18 protein-coding genes, 2 rRNA genes and 1 CRISPR repeat array (2 of these 21 running past the window's edge) are annotated in these 21,544 nt (G+C 45.1%); of the genes, 12 read left to right on the top strand and 8 right to left on the bottom strand.

The window, feature by feature from the left end:
- Positions 1-62 (top strand): 23S ribosomal RNA (locus FKX85_RS18620); it begins 2,822 nt to the left of the window's first position.
- Between the two features lie 102 nt (positions 63-164).
- Positions 165-276, top strand: a 5S ribosomal RNA gene (gene rrf / locus FKX85_RS18615).
- 1,260 nt (positions 277-1,536) lie between these two features.
- On the opposite strand, the gene FKX85_RS18610 is transcribed toward rrf, so the two are convergent.
- From FKX85_RS18610 to FKX85_RS18600, 3 genes are read right to left on the bottom strand one after another with little or no spacing between them, the layout of a single operon-like run.
- Entirely contained in the window at positions 1,537-2,115 is a 579-nt protein-coding gene (locus tag FKX85_RS18610; RefSeq protein WP_141616164.1) for a Maf family nucleotide pyrophosphatase, read from the bottom strand.
- A gap of 11 nt (positions 2,116-2,126) precedes the next feature.
- Positions 2,127-3,413: a DUF1015 domain-containing protein gene (locus tag FKX85_RS18605; RefSeq protein ID WP_141616163.1), complete on the bottom strand. Its 1,287-nt coding sequence runs from the start codon at positions 3,411-3,413 to the stop codon at positions 2,127-2,129.
- On the bottom strand, positions 3,406-4,905 hold the full coding sequence (locus FKX85_RS18600; protein ID WP_141616162.1) for an acetyl-CoA carboxylase biotin carboxylase subunit: 1,500 nt from the start codon (positions 4,903-4,905) through the stop codon (positions 3,406-3,408). The genes FKX85_RS18605 and FKX85_RS18600 overlap by 8 nt, the downstream gene beginning before the upstream one ends.
- Before the next feature lie 176 nt (positions 4,906-5,081).
- On the opposite strand from FKX85_RS18600, the gene FKX85_RS18595 reads away from it, so the two are divergent.
- Both FKX85_RS18595 and FKX85_RS18590 read left to right on the top strand, forming a co-directional pair.
- On the top strand, positions 5,082-6,332 hold the full coding sequence (locus FKX85_RS18595) for an aminotransferase class I/II-fold pyridoxal phosphate-dependent enzyme (protein WP_141616161.1): 1,251 nt from the start codon (positions 5,082-5,084) through the stop codon (positions 6,330-6,332).
- 97 nt (positions 6,333-6,429) lie between these two features.
- Positions 6,430-6,606, top strand: a complete 177-nt coding sequence (locus tag FKX85_RS18590) for a histone H1 (RefSeq protein ID WP_141616160.1) — start codon at positions 6,430-6,432, stop codon at positions 6,604-6,606.
- Between the two features lie 114 nt (positions 6,607-6,720).
- Here FKX85_RS18590 and dapA read toward each other — a convergent pair whose 3' ends face one another.
- The 3 genes from dapA to ligA are packed head-to-tail and all read right to left on the bottom strand — an operon-like array spanning position 6,721 to position 10,558.
- Positions 6,721-7,581, bottom strand: a complete 861-nt coding sequence (gene dapA, locus FKX85_RS18585; protein ID WP_141616159.1) for a 4-hydroxy-tetrahydrodipicolinate synthase — start codon at positions 7,579-7,581, stop codon at positions 6,721-6,723.
- A gap of 2 nt (positions 7,582-7,583) precedes the next feature.
- Entirely contained in the window at positions 7,584-8,075 is a 492-nt protein-coding gene (locus FKX85_RS18580) for a DUF6913 domain-containing protein (protein WP_141616158.1), read from the bottom strand.
- A gap of 20 nt (positions 8,076-8,095) precedes the next feature.
- Positions 8,096-10,558, bottom strand: a complete 2,463-nt coding sequence (gene ligA, locus FKX85_RS18575; RefSeq protein WP_141616157.1) for an NAD-dependent DNA ligase LigA — start codon at positions 10,556-10,558, stop codon at positions 8,096-8,098.
- Positions 10,559-10,700: 142 nt separating this feature from the next.
- On the opposite strand from ligA, the gene FKX85_RS18570 reads away from it, so the two are divergent.
- The gene (locus FKX85_RS18570) at positions 10,701-11,345 is read left to right on the top strand and encodes a TetR/AcrR family transcriptional regulator (RefSeq protein WP_141616156.1); all 645 of its coding nucleotides are present in this window, start codon (positions 10,701-10,703) and stop codon (positions 11,343-11,345) included.
- A 57-nt stretch (positions 11,346-11,402) separates the two neighbouring features.
- Here the strand turns inward: FKX85_RS18570 and xseB are convergent, their stop codons facing one another.
- Together xseB and xseA are read right to left on the bottom strand one after the other, a co-directional pair.
- Positions 11,403-11,606 (bottom strand): exodeoxyribonuclease VII small subunit, encoded by a 204-nt coding sequence (gene xseB / locus FKX85_RS18565; RefSeq protein ID WP_141616155.1) that lies wholly within the window; start codon positions 11,604-11,606, stop codon positions 11,403-11,405.
- Positions 11,599-12,912 (bottom strand): exodeoxyribonuclease VII large subunit, encoded by a 1,314-nt coding sequence (xseA, locus tag FKX85_RS18560; protein WP_141616154.1) that lies wholly within the window; start codon positions 12,910-12,912, stop codon positions 11,599-11,601. Before xseA ends, xseB begins: the two co-directional genes overlap by 8 nt.
- 241 nt (positions 12,913-13,153) lie before the next feature.
- Between xseA and FKX85_RS18555 the strand changes: the two genes are divergently transcribed.
- From FKX85_RS18555 to tnpC, 7 genes are all read left to right on the top strand, one after another.
- Positions 13,154-14,065, top strand: coding sequence for a dihydrodipicolinate synthase family protein (locus FKX85_RS18555; protein WP_141616153.1), 912 nt, complete (start codon positions 13,154-13,156; stop codon positions 14,063-14,065).
- Positions 14,065-15,501, top strand: a complete 1,437-nt coding sequence (locus FKX85_RS18550) for an aldehyde dehydrogenase (NADP(+)) (protein WP_141616152.1) — start codon at positions 14,065-14,067, stop codon at positions 15,499-15,501. The genes FKX85_RS18555 and FKX85_RS18550 overlap by 1 nt, the downstream gene beginning before the upstream one ends.
- 327 nt (positions 15,502-15,828) lie before the next feature.
- Positions 15,829-16,827, top strand: coding sequence for a 4-hydroxyproline epimerase (locus FKX85_RS18545; protein WP_141616151.1), 999 nt, complete (start codon positions 15,829-15,831; stop codon positions 16,825-16,827).
- A gap of 112 nt (positions 16,828-16,939) precedes the next feature.
- On the top strand, positions 16,940-18,193 hold the full coding sequence (locus tag FKX85_RS18540) for an NAD(P)/FAD-dependent oxidoreductase (protein WP_141616150.1): 1,254 nt from the start codon (positions 16,940-16,942) through the stop codon (positions 18,191-18,193).
- Positions 18,194-18,990: 797 nt separating this feature from the next.
- Positions 18,991-19,284, top strand: coding sequence for an IS66 family insertion sequence element accessory protein TnpA (tnpA, locus tag FKX85_RS18535; RefSeq protein WP_141616149.1), 294 nt, complete (start codon positions 18,991-18,993; stop codon positions 19,282-19,284).
- Positions 19,285-19,292: 8 nt separating this feature from the next.
- Positions 19,293-19,631 carry an IS66 family insertion sequence element accessory protein TnpB gene (gene tnpB / locus FKX85_RS18530; RefSeq protein ID WP_168196252.1) on the top strand — a complete coding sequence of 113 codons (339 nt, stop codon included), beginning with the start codon at positions 19,293-19,295 and terminating at the stop codon, positions 19,629-19,631.
- Between the two features lie 76 nt (positions 19,632-19,707).
- Positions 19,708-21,207 (top strand): IS66 family transposase, encoded by a 1,500-nt coding sequence (tnpC, locus tag FKX85_RS18525; RefSeq protein WP_141614865.1) that lies wholly within the window; start codon positions 19,708-19,710, stop codon positions 21,205-21,207.
- A 67-nt stretch (positions 21,208-21,274) separates the two neighbouring features.
- Positions 21,275-21,544: direct repeats of the CRISPR family, unit length 46 nt; unit sequence GTTGTGAATTGCTTTCAGACTTATACCTTGCAATGGTAATCACAGC; it runs 612 nt beyond the window's last position.

Below are 21,544 nucleotides of genomic sequence, written 5' to 3'. Positions count from 1 at the left end.
TGCAGGTGTAAAGCCGGAGACGGCATAGCTGAGCAGTACTAATAGCCCGAAAGCTTGCCTGTTTGGAGTTGTATTATCTTTTGTAGGGTCGAAAGGCTTATAAGGAACAGAAAGGAAAAAAAGAAACGCGTTGTCCCTTTTCAGAGAGGGGCACATAAAGAGCTTAGGGCGGTACGGCACAGGGGATCCACCTCTTCCCATCCCGAACAGAGAAGTTAAGCCCTGTCGCGCCGATGGTACTGGGGTCACACCCGGGAGAGTAGGTCGCCGCCCGATTTTATCAAGGCCCTCCGTATATACGGAGGGCCTTTTCTTTTTTATACCTGGGTTCTTAAAACACCGTTTTTTTAGATTGTACCAAAATAATGGATCAAGCAATAGTTATGGGGGCGGGGTAAGGTTTCCATGATCAAGTGGAAAAGTTGGGGATGCGGAGCCATTTTGATGGCACGCTGATGACGCCGATAGAGAAGATATACGCTGATTTTTTTAATAACTGAGGTTTGACCAAGCCATTCCCTTTTGTTGGATGGCATGCAAGTAAATTGGATAAAGGGGGGATGCAATTCAAGTGGTCATCACCTAAAGCATAGGGTGCGCTGCTAAGTCGACTGGGGAAGTATAGTCCTATTGTTCCTATTTGGTAACCTTGAGACATTTCCCCGGAAGTATGGGTTGATCCGGTTTGTATTTATTTGATATGTCGCCACGAAATCGCCAAGACACGAATTATTTTGTAGGCAGGTTCCAAATTTCATGGAAAACAAACAGCTTTGATCCTAGAATCTTTTTGTCTTGGCGGCTTATTATTAATCCACCATTAAAATAGTGAAGGGACCGGAAAGCCGACTAGCTGAATTCCTCTCTTTTGCGGGCTATGTTCCTATGAACCTCAGTTCGACCATGAATTAGGTTTACTGTATCTTATTCGTTCCCAAGCTAGCCCACCTAACGGTGGAGCAGACCAATTGGCGTTTATATACCACTTAATAGAAAAGAACGAACGCTCTATGCTGCCCGTACTTTGACAAGGGTTGAGTAAAAACGCAATGCTAGTGGTCTTGCAGCACAGCTGTCAGAACAACAGGTGAAAAACAGCCTTATACCTTGGCTTTTAACACAGAATCTTTGTGGCAGAAAAAAAAAGCAAGCCACCAAGTCACCAAGCCACTAAATTATTTGTAAATAAAGGATGCCAAATGCTCGACAAATCCCTATCAAGCCCCTTTGCGCCTTTGCTTCTTTGTGGCAAAAAAAGCAAAAAGAAAGAGTATTAAAATAAATGCCTGCTCTCGATTTAAAAAGCCGTCACTGCGCGCCTGTCTGTCTGCTTTGCATTTCCAAATTCACCGCAAATCCAATGAAGATATATCAGCATGGATCTGCCCAATCAGCCGTAGCTGTCACGCTGAGTTTGATCTGGGTGCAATCAAAGCCGACTTCGGTTCTAACTGATGTTTAGAAAGGTGCGCCCTTAGCTGACAACTTTTCCGCTAGATGCTACTTTGTTCCTCATTGCTCATATAAGTAGTCCTTTTACCAGTTTTTTAAGGTTTCGTACACTTTGTGCACAGGTAATCCCATAACCGTATAAAAAGACCCTTCTAATCGGTAAACTGCAGCATAACCAATCCACTCTTGCACACCATAAGATCCTGCTTTGTCAAATGGCTGGTATTTGTCAATATAATGATCTATTTCATCATCGGAAAGGTGTTTGAAATGTACTTCAGTGATGTCATCAAAAACTACTTTTTTGTGCTGATCCATGATGCATACTCCTGAAATTACGTGGTGGACATTTCCTGATAGCATTTTTAGCATTTTTACAGCCTCAACCTTGTCTGCGGGTTTGTTAAGCACTTTATTATTGATCAATACGGTGGTATCGGAAGTGATCAGGATCTCACCTTCTTTTAAATCCATTTCAAAAGCGGCCGCCTTTTTTTCAGCTAAAAATGAGGCTACCTGATTATCTGGCAACTCGGCGGGAAAATCCTCATTTACATCCTTCGTTCTGACCTCAAATGCTATATCAAGTCCTTTTAAAAGTTCTTGTCTTCTAGGAGACTTGCTGGCTAAAATGATTCTTTTCTCGGGTAGTATAGTTTTCAATGTGTTTTGATTTATGGATAAGTAATGAATTCATCTTCTCTGATGGAGCCAAATAGCAATCCAGAAGATGCTTTTGGATAGAAATAGGTTGACTTTTGAGGAAGTGTATATCCTGAATGACAGACCTCCATCACTTCTTCGATGGATATTTCCCGCGTAAGCAATGCCAGATCAGCTTTACCACTGTGCAATTGGCCATGGCACTTTAATCGGTCGGTTTCATAAGTGATTTGCTTCGAAGACCGCTGCTCATCCATTGGAATACCAATAATATGATCAACAAAGAAATAGTGCAACACCGATATATCCAAACGTTTTACTGCATCTGGTATAGCTGTCGTGAACAAATCAAATTTCTCTATGCGTAATGATATTTTGTAAGCTGCTTCTTTGAACATAAGAATAAATGTCCATGGTTGTGAGATCGTCAGCACCTCTATTTTGCTAGGATAGGAGATGCGTTGTATTGTAAAGAAAATAGCGGCTTTTTCCAATAATAGTGCCTCCGGAATGGTCACATTTGAGATTAGACGATGGGTGGGGAGAATTTTTAAATGATCTGAATGGACATTGGTGAAATTCATCATGTGATAATTATAGGCTTCCATTCCTGTGTGATGATCATTATTTTCTTTACAATGATCTCGGTGGTGGATGGAAGCCTGAAGCCTATGGTGACCATCAGCCAAAATAATCTTTTGACCCTTTAAGTGACTTACAAACTGCATAATATCCTCGGGATCAGTTACTGCGGCTAATTGCTCTCGGATGCCCAGGTCATTCTGGAAATCAAAAATGGGTGTATTCATGTAATTGTCCATGAGTGGTACCAAGGAGTTTTCGGGATCTTCATAAAGTCCATGGGTAGGAGAGGGTTGTATTTGGGTTTTACTTAATAGCTGTACCTGTTCTTTTAAGGCATACGGAATGGTGTTTTCGTGCCCAAGAATCACCTTTTCTTCCCAGTGGTATGCTTTGATATAAGCAATGAATCCTTTCCTGCAAAAACGACGGGTCGAGCCCGGTAAGCAAAAATGCTGGTAATAGATGTAAATGGCTGGGGCTGGGTCTTGCTTGAGAACCTTATTGTTTTTCCAATTTTTTAATAATACTGCTTTTTTTTCTACTTCGCTGGGGGGAGCGGGTAGGGTTAAATGAATACTGTTTGTGGGGTCTTGGTAGCGTTTGTCCAATTGTACTTTGGAAATTCCATCCAAGTTTGGCACTGTCAAATTTGCAATCTTTGGACGTAGCTTTTCGGAATACCGCCACGCGCTGAACGGAATAATATCAGCCATTCATCCTTCTGGTTTTCCATTTAGAATCGTTACGTTCTTTTTCATCATTGGCCATGGAAGACGTCTTAGCTGAGGGCAAGAGGTACGTAGCGATCGTGGCTAGGATTTCCTGTTCTCCATCCGTAAAATCTTCTGAGAGCGAATCTGGTGCAAAATGCTCTTCGACAAACTTCGTGTCAAATTCTCCGGTTTGAAAGGCTGGATGGAGCATGACATAGCGGGCAAATGACAAAGTGGTCGAAATGCCGGTGATCTTGTAACCATCAATGGCCCGCACCATCTTTTGGATGGCCTTTGGTCGATCTTCATCATAGGTGACCAACTTGGCAATCATGGGATCGTAATAGATAGGGATTTCCATTCCTTCCCGAAAACCATCGTCCACACGGATACCGGGGCCTTGCGGAAGCCTATATGTTACCAATGTGCCGATATCAGGTAAAAAGTTATTGGTAGGGTCTTCTGCATAAACCCTTGTTTCTATGGCATGGCCAATGATTTTGAGGTCATTCTGGGAAAAGGAAAGAGGCAGGCCTTCAGCAATGAGGATTTGCTCCCTCACCAAATCTTTACCTGTGATCATTTCTGTTACAGGATGCTCGACCTGAAGGCGGGTGTTCATTTCCAAAAAGTAAAAATCAAGTGCTTCGTCAACGATAAATTCGACCGTCCCAGCACCGTAGTAATCACATGCTTTGGCAACATCAATGGCAGCTGTGCCCATTGCTTCCCGCATATCTTGGCTGACGACAGCAGAGGGAGCTTCCTCGATCACTTTTTGGTGCCTGCGCTGAACAGAGCATTCCCGTTCAAATAAATGGACATAATTTCCATGTTGGTCAGCGAGGATTTGGATTTCTATATGCCTGGGGGAGGAGATGTATTTCTCGATAAAAACCGCACCATTCCCAAAAGCCGATTTAGCCTCACTGACAGCCCTTTTCATTTGTTCTTCAAATTCCGCTTCGTCTTGGACGATTCGCATGCCTTTTCCTCCTCCTCCCGCACTGGCTTTGATAAGGATGGGGTAGCCAATGCTTGCAGCGGTTTTTTGGGCTTCTTGGATATCCAAGATAGCGTGGTCAGTTCCAGGAACCATGGGGATATCGTATTGGGAGACGGCTTTTTTAGCAGCCAGTTTATCTCCCATAACTTCGATGGATGTTGGGGATGGGCCTATAAAGATAAGCCCAGCATCAGCTACCTTTTTGGCAAAGGAAGCATTTTCTGACAAGAAGCCATAACCAGGGTGGATAGCGTCTGCCCCAAGGATGTGGCAGACCTCAATGATGCGCTCTCCAAGGAGGTAGGATTTATTGGAAGCGGCGGGGCCAAGGCAATAGGCTTCATCTGCATAAAGTACGTGAGGGGCATTTTTGTCCGCTTCGCTATAAACGGCCACGCTTTTAAGTCCCATTTCCTTGATGGTCCTCATGATCCGTAATGCTATTTCTCCACGGTTGGCTACGAGTATCTTTTTTATTTTCTGCATAATCGATACGGGCTTCGTACAAAACCAATAATTGTGTAAATGTAAGATAGTAATTAATGGGTAAAGAACTGAAAAACGGGGCTTTTTTTGCACAAGACTGGAAAAAGTGCTATTTTTGGGGGTTTTAACGGACCGCTATAAGAAGTAAAGATTAAGTACTCTAAACGTTATAAGTTTTGGATATATTTGAAAAATTAAACACGAATCTAGGGCCTTTGGGCAAACATTCTGATTTGTCAGAGGGATATTTCATGTTTCCTAAATTGGAAGGGGAAATAGCTCCTAGAATGAAATTTAAAGGGGAGGAAGTGCTGACCTGGAGTTTGAATAACTACCTGGGCCTAGCCAATCACCCTGAAATCAGAAAAGCTGATGCAGAAGCGGCCAAGCGATGGGGAGCTGCCTATCCGATGGGGGCTAGAATGATGTCGGGAAATACTGATATGCATGAGCAGTTGGAGAATGAACTAGCGGCATTTGTAGGAAAAGAAAAGGCATATTTGCTCAATTACGGCTATCAAGGGATTATGTCTGTGATCGACTCTCTGGTGGATCGCAAGGACGTAATTGTGTATGATAGCGAATGCCATGCTTCCATCATTGATGGTCTGAGAATGCATATGGGCAAACGCTTTGTGTATCCTCATAATGACATGAAGAGCTTTGAAAAGCAACTTGTCAGAGCAGAGAAGCTTACCAATGAAACTGGAGGTGGAATCTTGGTGGTCACCGAAGGTGTGTTTGGTATGACTGGAAACATGGGAGACCTGAAAGGTATCGTGAAATACAAAGAAAAGTATCAGTTCAGATTGGTAGTGGATGATGCGCACGGTTTTGGTACCATGGGGCCGACTGGCGCTGGTGCAGGTGAAGCTCAGGGAGTACAGGATCAAGTCGATCTTTATTTCTCCACTTTTGCCAAATCCATGGCGGGTATTGGAGCATTTGTGGCTGGAGATGCCAAAGTGGTACATTACCTGAAATACAATATGCGTTCCCAGATTTTCGCCAAAGCACTACCGATGATTTTCGTGGAAGGAGCTTTGAAAAGATTGGAGATGATTCGTGAAAATCCTACCCATAAGGAAAAATTGTGGGAAGTAGTGAATGCCCTTCAAAATGGCCTGAAAGAAAAAGGCTTCAGCATCGGTACCACCGCTACTCCGGTGACACCTGTGGTCCTAAATGGTACCGTAGGAGAAGCGGCCACGCTCAGCAAGGACCTAAGGGAAAATTACAATATTTTCTGCTCTGTGGTGATCTATCCAGTAGTGCCAAAAGGCATGATTATCCTGCGATTGATCCCTACGGCTGCCCATACATTAGCTGATGTAAGTGAAACCATTACCGCCTTTGAAGCCATTAAGGATAAATTGACCAGTGGCTACTATAAAACTACTGAATTGGCGACTTCGTTTGGAGAATAAATCTAAAAAAAATACCTCTTCTGTTGTTTTATAAACATTTTGAGTATATTGAGAAGGTAAAATAAACTTATCATCAACCAAAAAACTAATTTTTACTATGAGCAGATTTAGTGAAATTAAAGATCTCGTTACCTCTATGGAGTCAGACTTTGAGAAGTTCTATGATAAAGGCAATCAAGCTGCCGGTACCAGAGTAAGAAAGGGAATGCAAGATCTTAAGAATATCGCACAAGATATTCGTAAAGAGGTTCAGGATATCAAGAATAAAGAGTAATATATTTTATTTTCTTGTATTAAAAAAGGAGGCCAACTTAGTTGGCCTCCTTTTTTATGCCTAAAAGATACTTCAGGTATTGGTTTAAGGTGGATTTACCTGATAAAATCAAGATTAAACCTCTGCCGCTAGCTGTTTTATTTTTCTGTCCAATCCTTCGGTGGCCCTGAGTAGTGGCAATCTTACTTGGTCACCACAAACTCCCATATGTTTTAGGAGGTTTTTAACGCCTACCGGGTTGCTTTCAGCATACATCCAGGCATTGATGTCAAGAAGCTTGAAAGTAGCTGCCAATGACGCTTCCGGGGTGCCATGACAAATGGTCTTAAAGATGTCAGGATAGGCGTTGGCCAAAACGGAAATTGCTCCTTGTCCACCTATAGCTCTCAATGATGTCGTTAGCATGTCATCACCAGATATCAATAAAAAGTCAGCTGGCTTTTTGCGAACGATGTCCATACATTGCACCATATCACCGCTGGCCTCTTTTACGCCAACTATTTTAGGATGCTCGGATAGACGCAGGGTAGTTTCTGCTGTTACATTGGACATGGTCCTTCCGGGAACATTGTATAGAATAATAGGTACAGGGCTCGCGTCGGCGACTTTGATATAATGCTGATAAATGCCCTCTTGGGTGGGTTTGTTATAATAGGGACTGACAGAAAGCAGTGCAGAAACGCCAGAAAGGTCAGTTTCGTCGATTTCATCAATGGCAGCTTGGGTGTTATTCGCTCCGATACCATAGACGATTGGTAATCTTCCGTTATTTGCTTTAACAGACGCGGTAAGGATGTCGTGCTTTTCCTTACGGGACATGGTGGATGCTTCTCCAGTGGTCCCCATTACTACCAAGTAGTCAGCACCTCCCTGGATAACATGCTCAATTACCTTATTCAACCCATTAAAATCAATATTCCCTTCTTCATCAAACGGCGTAACCAGTGCTACTCCTGTCCCAATAAATTGTTCCATTTTTAAATTATCTTCTTTAGGTATTTCAGTAAATTTTCAATATTTGGCGATAGATCGGCCCCTCCTTTTTCCAGCATGATATCCAGCATCTCTCCACTTTGCTCGCTAAGGAAACCGATTTTATAATTTGCAGACTTTTGCAGGACAATCAAGTGAGTAAAGGGATCAAAAGCTGTGGCCGTTACTAATAAGATGTCCGCTTTTTGGACGATGAAATCCTGAAGGGTTTCATCTGGTTTTCCAAACAAGCTGAAATTTCGGGCAGAGAAGCCTATTGTTTCATCCTTGTTTTCATTATAGAATATGCCTTTGATCGCTACTCCTTGAGGCCAGTTATTGGTCACACATGCTTCGGCTTTTACCAAATTGTCATAAGAATTCGCTAAAATATGAATTGATTTTATATCCTCAATCGATTTTTTGCTTTTCTCGTATTTTTGGCCTTTGTTTTTTCGGATTTTTAGCCTAACAAAGAATTTTTTGATCCATATCATACCTAATGGCTTGGGGTAAACTAGTCTGCTATCATGCTTAAGAATTCATTTTCAGATATCATTTTTATGCCGAGTTTTTCAGCTTTTTCTTTTTTACTTGGTCCCATATCAGCTCCTTCGATGATCAGGTCCAGGTTTTTTGAAACGGATTTCAAATAAGTACCCCCATGGGCCGAAATGGCTTCGATGATCTCATCACGCTTAAAGTGCTCAAATTTACCGGATGCCAGTACTTTGAGCCCTTCAAGGGCGTTGCCTTTTACTTCGGGAAGATCCTCGGATTTGATTTCAAAGTGTAAACCGTGGGCTTTTAGCCGCTGGATATTAGCTTGGTTTTCTTCTTGGTCAAAGAATTCCCGGATACTGTTGACCAGCGTTTCTCCTACGCCATTGATATCCAGGAGCTGTTCTGTACTCGCTTGGCCAAGGTTTTCGATGGTCTTAAAATGCCTGGCCAAGAGCTGCGCAGTGTTTTCCCCGATATTCCTGATGCCCAAAGCAAAAAGAACTTTTTCGAAAGGCTGTTCTTTGGAAGCAGCAATTCCGGAGAGCATATTGGAGATGACCCCTTCTTGGAAAGTGTTGCCTTTCAGCTTTTTGATTTTATCTTCCTGGTCTCGATGCAGCTCAAAATCAAACGCCAAAACGATGTCATGGACAGTGTTCTTTTGTAGGCTCAGTTGGTGCAGGGCTTCCAGTGAAAGCTGGTTTCCCACAAACATGGCCATCACTGCTGAAACAGGCAGGAAATCCTCAATTTGATCATGAGCGAGCTGGCCCAATAGATTTTTCAGCTTGTCGACAGCGGCAAGGTTAAGGGATACCTTCTTATTTTGATGGTGGATGAAGTCCGTAAATTGTTTTAGCTTTAGATGCTGTTCCAGTGTTTCGGTTTCTTCAAGGTACTGGTATATGGCTGAAAGTGAAATGCCATCTGTAACAGCAAAGAGCGCTTTCCTTAGGGCTACATATAAATAGCCATCACTACTTTTTTCGTATTGCTCGGCGTTGATTTCCAATCCCAGCAATTGGTCTTTTTTGTGGTTCAGCTCATAGAGATCAGCAGGGTGTTCTACATAGCCTTGATTGATCAGTGCCCTGATCCGCTCGGTTCCCATGCTGTCAATATTCATGGCACGTTTATGGACGAAGTGCTCGATACGTCCGAGTACTTGCGGCGGACATGACGCACTGTTCGGACAGAAGTGCTTTGCTTCGCCTTCTTTTCTTTCGAGCGCTGTGCCACATTCTGGGCAGTGCGTGATGTAGGAGACCGGTTTGGCGTCAGCCTTTCTTTTTTCCACCGCGACAGCGGTTATTTTTGGGATGATTTCCCCGCCTTTTTCCACGAAGACCACGTCGCCATTGTGCAGGTCCAGTCGTTTGATCTCATTGGCGTTGTGTAGGGAAGCACGCTTTACCGTGGTACCGGCCAGCAAGACCGGAGAGAGGTTGGCCACTGGTGTAATGGCCCCGGTACGGCCCACCTGATAAGTAACCGACATGAGCTCGCTTTCTGCACTTTCTGCTTTGTACTTATAGGCAATGGCCCAGCGCGGGATTTTAGCCGTGAACCCTAGTTCTTCCCGCTGTGCATAGTCATTGACTTTGAGCACAACACCGTCAGTGTCCAAAGACAAGGTGTGGCGTTTTTCACGCCAAGATTCAATGTATTCAAAAACGGCATTGATGTCCGTGCAGTTTTTATAGGTCGGTGAGATGTTAAAGCCCCATTTTTCAAGAAGGTGCATGGCCTCGTCATGTTGATCTACGTCGATTTCATCACCTAGCAATTGATAGAAGTAACAATTTAGGCGCCGCTTGGCGACGATACTGCTGTCCTGCATTTTTAAGGTGCCAGAGGCAGTGTTTCGCGGATTGGCCAGTAATGCTTCGCCATTGGCTTCCCGTGCGGCATTGATTTTTTCAAATTCTTTAATCGGAAGAAAAATCTCTCCCCGAATCTCGAATTTATCAGGAATGTCATCGCCTTGCAGGTAAAGTGGGATGTTTTTGATGGTTTTTACATTGGCAGTGACGTTATCGCCCCTGTACCCATCCCCACGGGTCACAGCCCTTACCAATTCACCATTTTCATACACTAAGCTGATGGCTACACCATCAAATTTCAATTCGCAGAAATAACTGTAACCGCGGTGGCCTAACCCTTTGGCGACACGTTCGTCAAAGGCGAGGAGTTCTTCTTTGCTGTAGGTATTTCCCAATGAAAGCATGCGTGTTTCATGTTCCACTGTTTCGAATTCCTTGGTAATGGCGCCGCCAACATGTTGGGTAGGACTGTTTTTGTCCTGAAGTGCTGGGAATTGCGCTTCCAGTTGAATGAGCTCTTCCAATAACTTGTCAAATTCAAAGTCACTGATTTCACTGCGGTCTTCCTGGTAGTACAGCTGGTTATGGTGATTGAGGGTAGCTGTTAGTTCAGCAATTCTTTTTTGGGCTTCAAGTTTTGAAATGGTGCTCATCTAGCTGCTTAAAATTCTGATTGCTTCTAATGTCCAAATCTACATTTTTTCAGTGAATTTAAGGGAAAATGCTCCTCCATAATTTGTTTGGGCTGGCTATTTTGCATACAATAGCTATCTTTGGGGCGGATTAACTAGGATAATGAAAGCGCAAAGAAACGAGGAAGTGGAACAGAAAATTCTGGAAACAGCCAACCAGCTGTTTTTTAGAAATGGTTTTAAGCATACCACCATGGATGATATCTCCAAAAAATTGGGGATGAGTAAAAAGACCGTTTATCAATATTTTCCAGGAAAGCAGGAGCTGTTAGAGGCATCATTTAATATGCTGAAAACGAGGTTGAGCCTTAAGGTGGAGAGCATTTTGGAAAATGATGAACTTAGTTTTCTGCTAAAGTTGAAGTCCATGCTGTCTGCCATTGCCAAGGACTTGGCGCCTATAAATCCAGCATTGCTGGCAGACATGAGAGACCAAGTTCCCGAGGTATGGGCCGCGCTGGAGGATTATATCCGGACTTCGGCCTACTTGCGTTTTCAGCGACTCATCCAAGCGGGAATTGATCAAGGGCTAGTCGCCTCCCATGTGGACAAAAGTATGGTGGTACTCCTTTATGCTTCTGCCATTCAGAATTTAATTGACCCAAAATTTCTGGGCCAATTTCCAAAGGAGATGATTGATGGAATACAGACCAACCCCGCCAAAATCTATGATCAGGCGATTTCCATTATTTTTGAAGGAATATTGACTCCTGAAGCCAGAGAAGAATACATGAGCAAAAAAGGTTAACCTTGCTAAAGTTGGAATGTTTCAGGGTGATACAATTAAGGTTGTCTATCACCAAGGTTAATGATCTTCCTCGCCGAAAGCTTTTAGAATATCCTCTTCTGTCATTCTCAATTTGGATTTGCAGTCTTTTACCAGTTTACTGGCTTCTTTTACCAGATCCGATAGTTCATCAATACTCTTATCATCATTTTCCAACAGACTGACGATTTCTTCAATGCGTGCGACAGCCTTGTCATAACTAAAGTTCTTTTTATCACTCATGGGATTTTACGTTATCAATTGTACTTTTTAGGATTGTTTTGGCCGAATAGGTGGTCACTGTATCTCCCTTTTGGGGAGAAGCCTTGTTGATGGGAAGTCCGTTGATTTCCGTTTTGGTGTAGCCTTTTCTGAAAAAGGTGGCAGGATCCAGGTTTTGTATGTTTTTGCCAAGAATGTCCAGATTGCTTTTTTCCTGCTGCAATAAGTTGCGCACTTCTTTTTTAAACCCCTCTTCGAGTGACTCCAGATGGTGGAATCGCAATTTTAAGGTCTGCTGCGCTAGTGAATTGACCCGATATTGGAGCAAACCAATGTTTTCGTGGCCACGGTTGGCGTGGTTTTGGAGGAGGCTTTTGAGGAGAATACTGGTGTGGGCCATTCTGCGATCTTCTTTTTGCAGATGATAGGCCGTGATTTTTTCCAATTGCTTAATTTGTTTTTCCAACAGGTCCTCAAATTCTCTCAAACCGCCTAGGATAAACTCCGCTACGGCTGTAGGGGTCTTCATTTTGGTGTGGGCCACTATGTCTGCGATGGATTCATCCCGTTCGTGACCGATGCCCGTGACGACCGGCAGCGTGGTGTTAGCGATGGCCTTGGCCAGCCCATAATCATCAAAACAATCCAGGTCCAACTGGGCACCACCCCCGCGGATGATGACCAGCAGGTCAAATGGTTGGTTTTGATGGGCTATTTCGACTTGCTCAATGGCCATGGTCATGCTTGCCGCCGCTTGGTCTCCCTGCAGGGTGGCCTGGTAGAGTTTCCAGTGAACCTTAAAACCTTCACGGTTATGGTCTACCTGATTGATAAAGTCCCCAAATCCCGCAGCATTTGCCGAGCTGATGACAGCGATACGTTGGGGAACTTGTGGCAAAATGAACTGCTTGTTGAGGTTGATAAGCCCTTCCTTGGTGAGCAGATCAATGGTTTCCTGTCGTTTTCTGGCTTTCTCTCCCAGGGTGAAATTAGGATCGATGTCCTTGATATTTAGGCTCAGGCCATAGATTTCGTGAAATTGGACGCTTACCTGTGCCAGGACTTTCATGCCGGCTTTGAGCGATTGTCCTGTGATGGAAGAAAACCTGCTGGAAATGCCCCTGTAGGTATATGACCAGATGTTTGCCCGGATTTTGGCAAGAATCTGCCGATCGGTTTTTTCTACCAATTCCAGATAGGCATGTCCACGGGGAGAATCCCGCAGTTCTCCAATTTCCGCAATGACCCAGTAGCTGGGGCTCAGCTGTGTGTCCAGGGCATGTTGGACGAGTTGGTTTAGCGCTAATAAGGAAAGTGGATTTTGCATAGGACAAAGTAAGCAAAAAATAGGAGGAGAAGGAAAGCTTTGACATGAACTGTCACGATAAATGGAGTGGTTTAATCGAAGTCATCAGTATTCGCCGCTTTTTCCCTTATTTTCAACGCGCCTTCTTTCTTGACTTTTCAAAATTCCGGTCTGACAATATTGTATCAATAATCACTAATTTGGTGCAACAATCACACATGGTCAAATACTACCTTTGTTTTGAACGATAAATTATGAACGTATGAATTGGAACGGAGTTTTTCCTGCGGTTACCACTAAATTCCATGGTGACGGCAGCATTGATTATGATACATTCTTCCTTAATTTGGAGGCTCAAATAGATGCAGGTGTCAGCGGGGTGATTTTGGGAGGTACATTGGGAGAATCCAGTGTGCTGGAAGACGAAGAAAAAATAGAACTGACCAAAAGGACAAAAGAAAAAATCGCTGGAAGGGTTCCCGTGGTCTTGAACATCGCCGAAGGATCCACTGCAAAAGCAATCTATTGGGCCAAAAAGGCCGAAGAAATGGGGCTGGATGCATTGATGTTGCTTCCACCGATGCGGTATCCTTCCGATCACAGGGAGACGGTGACCTATTTTAAGACCGTGGCGAAGTCCACCGATCTTCCTATCATGATCTATAACAATCCGGTGGATTACAAAACTTATGTGACCTTAGAGATGTTTGATGAACTGATGGAGTGTGACAATATCCAGGCGGTAAAAGAATCCACCAGAGATGTGTCCAATGTTACCCGGATGAAAACGAGGTTTGGTGACCGTTATAAAATTCTATGCGGCGTGGATACCCTTACCATGGAAAGTGTGCTAATGGGAGCCGATGGATTGGTTGCCGGATTGGTCTGCGCTTTCCCAAAAGAAACCGTGGTCCTTTTTGATTTGTGCAAGGAACGTAGGATTGAAGAAGCATTGCCTATTTATCAGTGGTTTTTGCCATTGCTAGAACTGGATATTCATCCTAAATTAGTGCAATATATCAAGTTGGCAGAGCAGCTCGCCGGCATTGGCACAGAACATGTGCGAGCACCAAGACTGACATTGGTAGGGGAAGAACGGGAGCGTGTCGAAAAACTCATTCAGATCGGCTTGGAAAACAGGCCGGCATTAAACGAAATCAAAACAAGTATATAATGCAACTAGATAAGGTATTACACCAATCTGAAGTAGCTTTTGAACAGTATAAAACCATCTCATTAGCCGATAGGGCGAGCTTTCTTAGGGCGATTGCCGACCAATTGGAAGGCATCAAGGAGGCATTGATCCCTACAGCTTGTGAGGAGTCAAACTTACCGGAGGGTAGAATTACCGGTGAATTGGGACGAACCACGGGCCAGATTCGCCTTTTTGCCAAATACGTAGTGGATGGAACCTGGCTGGAAGCCACCATTGACCATGGAGATCCGGGAAGAACACCTGTTCCCAAACCTGATCTAAGGAGGATGCTGGTACCACTGGGGCCGGTGGCAGTATTTGGGGCCAGTAATTTTCCCTTGGCATTTTCCACGGCTGGTGGAGATAGCATTTCTGCCCTTGCAGCGGGCTGTACGGTAGTGTACAAAGGACATCCCGGCCATCCGAAGACTTCATTGATGGTATTTGAAGCGATCCAAAAGGCCATTGCTGAGGCTGGTCTTCCGCAGGGAGTTTTCCAGCACATCGAAGGAGGTATTGCTGAAGGGCAGGCATTGGTACAGCATCCGGCCATTAAGGCGGTTGGGTTTACAGGATCATTTAAAGGGGGCAAAGCCCTTTTTGACCTGGCCAATGACCGTTCAGAGCCTATTCCTGTGTATGCTGAAATGGGCAGCATCAATCCGATTATTGCCTTTGATAAAGCACTGGGGCAGCAAGAACAAGTAGCTGGCCAATATGCACAGTCACTGACACTAGGCGCAGGACAATTCTGTACCAACCCGGGAGTGATTTTTGTGCCTTCTAGTATTGCAGCGTCCTTTGCCCAAAATACAGGCAAATTCTTGGCGGACACAGCTGGTCAGAAAATGTTGCACGACGGGATCCAAACTGCCTATAATGAAAGTCTCGATAAGCTGGCGACCTCCGGGGAGCTGAAATGGATCCAAAAGGCAGCTGGAAAAGAGACAGGCCATCCAGCGCTTGCCCTTACTGATCTGGATACATGGATCAAGGAGGAGGCGTTGCAGGAAGAGGTTTTTGGACCATTTGGGATCGTCGTTGGGTATGATAGCAAAGAAGCATTGCTCCAAGCGGCAAGATCCCTGCAAGGCCAACTGACCATTACACTATGGGCTAGCGAAGAAGAACTGGCAGATCAAGGAGCCTTGATCAGCGCCCTTCAGGAAAAATGCGGACGATTATTGTTTGGAGGAGTGCCGACGGGTGTAGAAGTAGGCCATGCCATGCAACATGGTGGGCCATTTCCCGCCACAACCGACAGCCGTAGCACATCAGTAGGGGTATATGCGATCAAGCGGTTTGCACGACCATTCGCTTTCCAAAATTGTCCAGATAGCCTCTTGCCTGACGTCCTGAAAGATGCTAATCCCTTGGGGATTTTCAGAACCATGGATGGGGTAGTTGGTAGATAGTATCAGGTAAAGAAAGTAATGAGTATGGAGATGTGAGACCTGAGACTGTTGTATCAAGTAGCTCGATGCAAGTATCCCTTCCCTTGCTGGGGAGGTCAGGAGGGAAGCTTTGGAGCAAAGCGCCAATCCAAGTTGTACCGAGGGCTATGCTCCGGTACAGGATAATATTGGGCGCACAGCTCCTATAGGTGAGCCACAGGTTCAATCGATATATATTGTGATGGGGATCTTTCCCAGCACCGATAAACACTGAGTCTCTGACTCAAATACTAAAAAGAAAGCATTCAATTTTGAAAACACTGATAAAGGGTAGTTGTAGCGCTATAAATGAAAAAAACCTTTAGTTGTATTGACGCCCATACATGTGGCAATCCTGTGAGGGTGGTCACGGGCGGCCTTCCTTTTTTGGAAGGAGAGGACATGTTTGAGAAAAGACAATTTTTCATCAAACATTATGATTGGATCAGGAGAGGGTTGATGTTTGAGCCACGTGGACATGATATGATGTCAGGGGCCATGCTCTATCCTCCCCATGATCCTGAAAATGACGTTGCTGTCTTGTACATAGAAACCAGTGGCTGCCTGCCCATGTGTGGGCACGGTACCATCGGAACGGTGACAGTGGCCATCGAAGAAGGCTTGATCACACCAAAAGTGCCGGGGAAGCTCAGGTTAGAAACCCCCGCTGGGCTGGTGCTTGTAAGTTATAGGCAGAAGGGAGGGAAGGTGACCTCGGTAAAGCTGATCAATGTTCCCAGTTTTATGATTTCCAGGGATTTGACCATCGGTAGTGAGCACTTGGGAGAGCTTACCTTTGATGTTTCGTATGGAGGAAACTTCTATGCCATTATTGAGCCGCAGGAAAATTTTGGGGGATTGCAGGATTTTACGGCTGAACAGCTGATCACCATGAGCCGGAAATTACGCAAGGCGATCAACGAAGTTTATGAGTTCGTGCACCCGGAAAACCCACGAATCAATGGTCTGAGCCATATCCAGTGGATAGGTAGAACGCTGGATGAAAGTTCTCATGGACGTAACGCGGTGTTTTATGGAGACAAGGCTATCGACCGGTCACCATGTGGTACGGGTACCTCAGCACGGATGGCGCAGCTTTATGCCCGCAGAAAACTGAAAGCGCATGAGCCCTTTATCAATGAGAGCTATATAGGATCCAGGTTTACGGGCGAAATCATCGGAGAAACGAAGGTGGGAGATATCCCTGCCATTATTCCCAGTATCGAAGGCTGGGCCAAGATCACCGGCTATAATACGATCTTCTTGGATGATGACGACCCGTATGTACACGGATTTCAGGTGATTTAGGGAGATTGGAGATAGTAGACACATGATCGGAGAACGGAGCGCTAATGGAGCTGTAGCGATTAAGCTTTCTGCAGTAAAACAATTCGACAATAAAACAATTCGACAAAACAATATGAAACCAACGGTGGTAATAGGAGGGGGCGTGGTAGGGCTCTTTACGGCTTATTTTCTCCAGCAGCAAGGAGAGGAAGTGATCGTGGTGGACAAGGGAGACATGGAGGAAAACTGCTCTACGGGCAATGCCGGAATGATCGTGCCCAGCCATATTGTGCCCTTGGCATCACCTGGCATGATCTCTAAGGGGGTTTCCTGGATGTTTTCGTCCAAGAGCCCTTTTTATATCCAGCCGCGATTGGATAGACGGTTGATTGATTGGTGCCTGCAGTTTTACCGCCATTCCAATGCCAAACATGTACAGCAATCGATTCCTTACCTCAAGGGAATCAGCCTGTACAGCAAGCAACTTTACCTGGATTTTGTAGCGGAACATGGAAATGAGGCCATAAAATTACAAGACCGTGGGTTGTTGATGCTGTATAAAACCAAGGAAGGCGAAAAGGATGAGGCAGCACTGGCGAACCTGGCCCGAGAAAGTGGTCTCAATGCGGAAATCCTTAGCAAAGAGGATATTGGGAAATTGGAGCCCAACCAAGAAGTGGATGTCAGGGGTGGGGTGTATTTCCCTGATGATGCCCATCTTTCCCCAAGGGATCTCTACCGGCTGCTCAAAACACACCTCCAAGAACAAGGGGTCATGCTAAAAAGTAATGTTACCATCACTGGGGTCGAAAAGAATGGGAGAAAAATCAAGGCTGTCATAACTGAAGGAGGAAAGATTGATTGCGATCATCTGATGGTCTGTGCAGGCTCTTGGTCAGGTGAGGTTGCAAAAATGCTGGGTTTCAGGTTGCCGATGATGGGAGGAAAGGGATACAGTTTCGAGCTGCCCAATACGCCAGAGCTGAAGCAGGCAAGTATCCTGACAGAAGCCAGGGTTTCCCAAAGTCCCTATGGCGGAAAGGTCCGTTTTGGGGGCACTATGGAAATTTCCAATCATGTGGACATGGTGAACATCCGTCGTGTCCAAGGTATTTTCGAATCGATAAAAGCTTATTATCCGGAATTTAAAGCTGAATTTCCGGCACAGGATAGCATTTGGAAGGGCATGCGCCCATGCTCTCCGGATGGATTGCCGTATATTGGAAAAGCACCGGGCTGGGAAAATGTAGCCTTTGGAGCAGGGCACAGTATGATGGGGGTCAGCCTGGCACCTGCCACCGGTAAGCTCTTGGCCGACCTCAAAATCGGAAAGCTGGGAGAGCTAAAGATGGACGCGTTTGCAGTGGATAGGTATGCGCGGAAATAACAGGGATTTTCTAACGTTTTGACCTTCAAGGGAAATTTCAATTATTTACTGTTCCCCTTTCCAAAATTCCAAACACTTGCAATATTTTCCCAGTTGGCAATCAGGCGCGTGCCCGGTACACCAATCAAACACAAAGACGCCATTGTCTATTGGGGTAAATGTTTCTTCAAGTAATCCTATGATAAGGCTGTATTTCTCACTAATGGGTAAGCTATTGGGAGTATCAAGGATGCCACCCCATGAAGCAAGCATTTTTTAGAAGGCTTCACAGCTTGTTTGATTTCCGCATCAGTGAAATCTTTGGAAGGCGGAAAATCCACAGGGACCAATCCATAGAAATACCCTAATGTATGTTTGGCGTCAGCGGAAAGCCAAAGTCCACGAATACTTATACCTTGCAATGGTAATCACAGCGAGGGCATCCAGCCCACAGCAGGAGCCTATGTTGTGAATTGCTTTCAGACTTATACCTTGCAATGGTAATCACAGCAAAACTAGAATTTAATTTATTCAACGCGTCGTTGTGAATTGCTTTCAGACTTATACCTTGCAATGGTAATCACAGCAACGATGCGGGAACGGTTAAGATTTCGGCAGTTGTGAATTGCTTTCAGACTTATACCTTGCAATGGTAATCACAGCTACAATTTTTAAACTTTAAACATTTAAAAAGTTGTGAATTGCTTTCAGACTTATACCTTGCAATGGTAATCACAGCATTTTTCAGTGTTTCTTTTTCGTATCCATCCGAGCAAGTCCATATTTCCTATCATGTTGCAAAGTGTTAATGTTGCAGGATGAAAAGTTTAAGCAGCGAAGATTACTACGTACTGTATGAGGAATGGAAATCCTCGGGACAGACAAAGGCCAAGTTTGCCGAATCACGGGACCTTTCGCGCAGCACCTTTTATTATTGGGCCAGGAAGATTGGACGGATGGAGGTATCTCCGGGACACGCTGGCTTTGACCTACTGGAGATATCCCCGCGGACTGGCCAAAATCCTGCGGCAAGGATATGTTATCCTTCGGGGGTCGTTTTGGAGTTTTATGGCCTGCCTGATCCAGCGATACTCAGGCAGCTGACCGAGTAATGCTGGCCTTGTCCAACTCGGTCCGGTATTTTCTTTACGGTCAGCCGACCGACATGCGCTTTGGGATCAACTCGCTGGCCGGCCTGGTGCAAAATGAACTTGGGTTTGATCCGATGAACGGGGACATCTTCATCTTCATAGGCAAGCGGTCCAACCAGGTGCGGCTTCTCCAATGGGACAGGGACGGTTTTGCCCTGTATATCAAAAAGCTGGAACAGGGCACTTTTGAGCGGCCCAAGCTTGCGGGAAACATGATCTCGGGCGGTCAGCTGACCCTGCTCTTACAGGGGGTAATGCTCGATTCGGTGAGCTACAGAAGGCGCTATGACAGCTCAAAAAGGGGGTAAAAAAACAATTGTTTTTGACGTAAAAAAACAGCTCCTACATAGCTGTATAGCCACTTTTTTAGCTTATTTTTACGCTATGGAAAACAAGGGAACCGACTACAAAAAACTGTATGAAGAAGCCTTGTTGACCGTGTCCGAAAAAGAAGACGCCATCGCCGACCTACAGTCGGAACTGGACAAACTCCGCAGGTATATTTTTGGCACCAAAAGCGAGAAACGGACGGGCAGTACCGACCAGAACCAGCTGGGGATTTTTGAACTGGGCACCACCAAAGCAGTACAGGAGGAGCTCTCAGAATCGGTATCCGTGCAGGAACAGAAGCCTGCACCGAAGAAAAGGGCCAAGGGTACGGGCCGTATGAGCCTTCCCGAAGAACTTGAAAGAGAAGAGATCGTGATCGAACCGGCCGAATCTACCGAAGGCTGTGTGAGGATCGGTGAGGAGATTACCGAGGTATTGGAGGTTGTTCCTGCCTGTTTCTATGTAAAGCGGTATATACGCCCAAAATATGCCAGGCCAAACGGTGAAGGGATCATCATCGGCACCTTGCCGGACAGGGTAATTGAAAAAGGTATACCTTCCGAATCGGTAATCGCCCAGCTTACTGTCGACAAATATGTCTACGGGATGCCCCTGCACAGGCAGATTGACAAGTACAGTAAAATGGGCGTACGGATACCTGCCTCAAGCGCCTCAGACTGGGTAATGAGAGGTTGGGAACAGCTCAGGCCTCTCTGGGAGCTACTCAGTCTGGTGGTCATCAGTCAAAAGTACCTCCAAGTCGATGAGACCCCGATAAAAGTCCTGGACAGGGACCATAAAAACGGTATCCATAAAGGATACATGTGGCTATACCATGCCCCGGTGGACAGATTGGTGCTCTTTGATTACAGAAAGGGAAGGGACAGATCCGGCCCCAAAGAAATGCTTACTGATTTTAAGGGTATCATCCAGACCGATGGGTGGAAAGTCTATGATTCTCTCTATGGGAACCATCCTGATATCCATTTGACTTTCTGTATGGCCCATGCGCGAAGGTACTTTGTCGATGCGGTCAAGGATTATGCCGAGCAGGCAAACCATGTTCTGGATGAGATACAGCAGCTCTATGCACTCGAACAACGGATGAGGGAAGAAGCCCTGGACTGGGAGGGGCGGACGCGGGAAAGGAAAATCCATGCCGTGCCCGTACTGGAAAGACTTGGGAAGTGGTTGGAGGAAAACCAATACAGGTACAGGCCGGGAAGCCCGCTGGGCAAGGCTATAGACTATGCCCGCTCCAGGTGGGCGGGGTTAAGTGCCTATACGCTTCACGGACAGATGGAGCTGGATAATAATCTTGTGGAAAATGCTGTCCGGCCCTTGGCAATCGGCAGAAAAGCCTTCCTTTTTGCCGGATCGCACCAAGCCGCAGAGATGACCGCAGCCATGTATTCCTTTATGGCCAGCTGCAAAAAGAACAATGTTAACGAGTTTGAATGGCTCAAAGATGTCTTTGAAAGAATACAAAGCCATAAACAAAAAGACCTTTATCAGCTCCTCCCTTCCAACTGGAAGCAGTACCGACCTAAATAAAAAACTTAAATATTCCTAGCTTGACCTATATGGGTTGATCGGATGGATACTCTTTTTCCAGTTGTGTGTTGTGAATTGCTTTCAGACTTATACCTTGCAATGGTAATCACAGCCGATAGAATCAGAAGAAAAATAGAGCTACTGTTGTGAATTGCTTTCAGACTTATACCTTGCAATGGTAATCACAGCACTTGAGAGTATATGCGATAGTAGCGCCATGTTGTGAATTGCTTTCAGACTTATACCTTGCAATGGTAATCACAGCTATCAGTGAGTCAGATTGAAAAATTCAGCAGTTGTGAATTGCTTTCAGACTTATACCTTGCAATGGTAATCA

The organism is Echinicola soli (genome assembly GCF_006575665.1).
Lineage (GTDB): Bacteria > Bacteroidota > Bacteroidia > Cytophagales > Cyclobacteriaceae > Echinicola > Echinicola soli.
The sequence above is the reverse complement of the archived record's forward strand: the minus strand, read 5'-3'. Positions and strand labels throughout refer to the sequence as shown.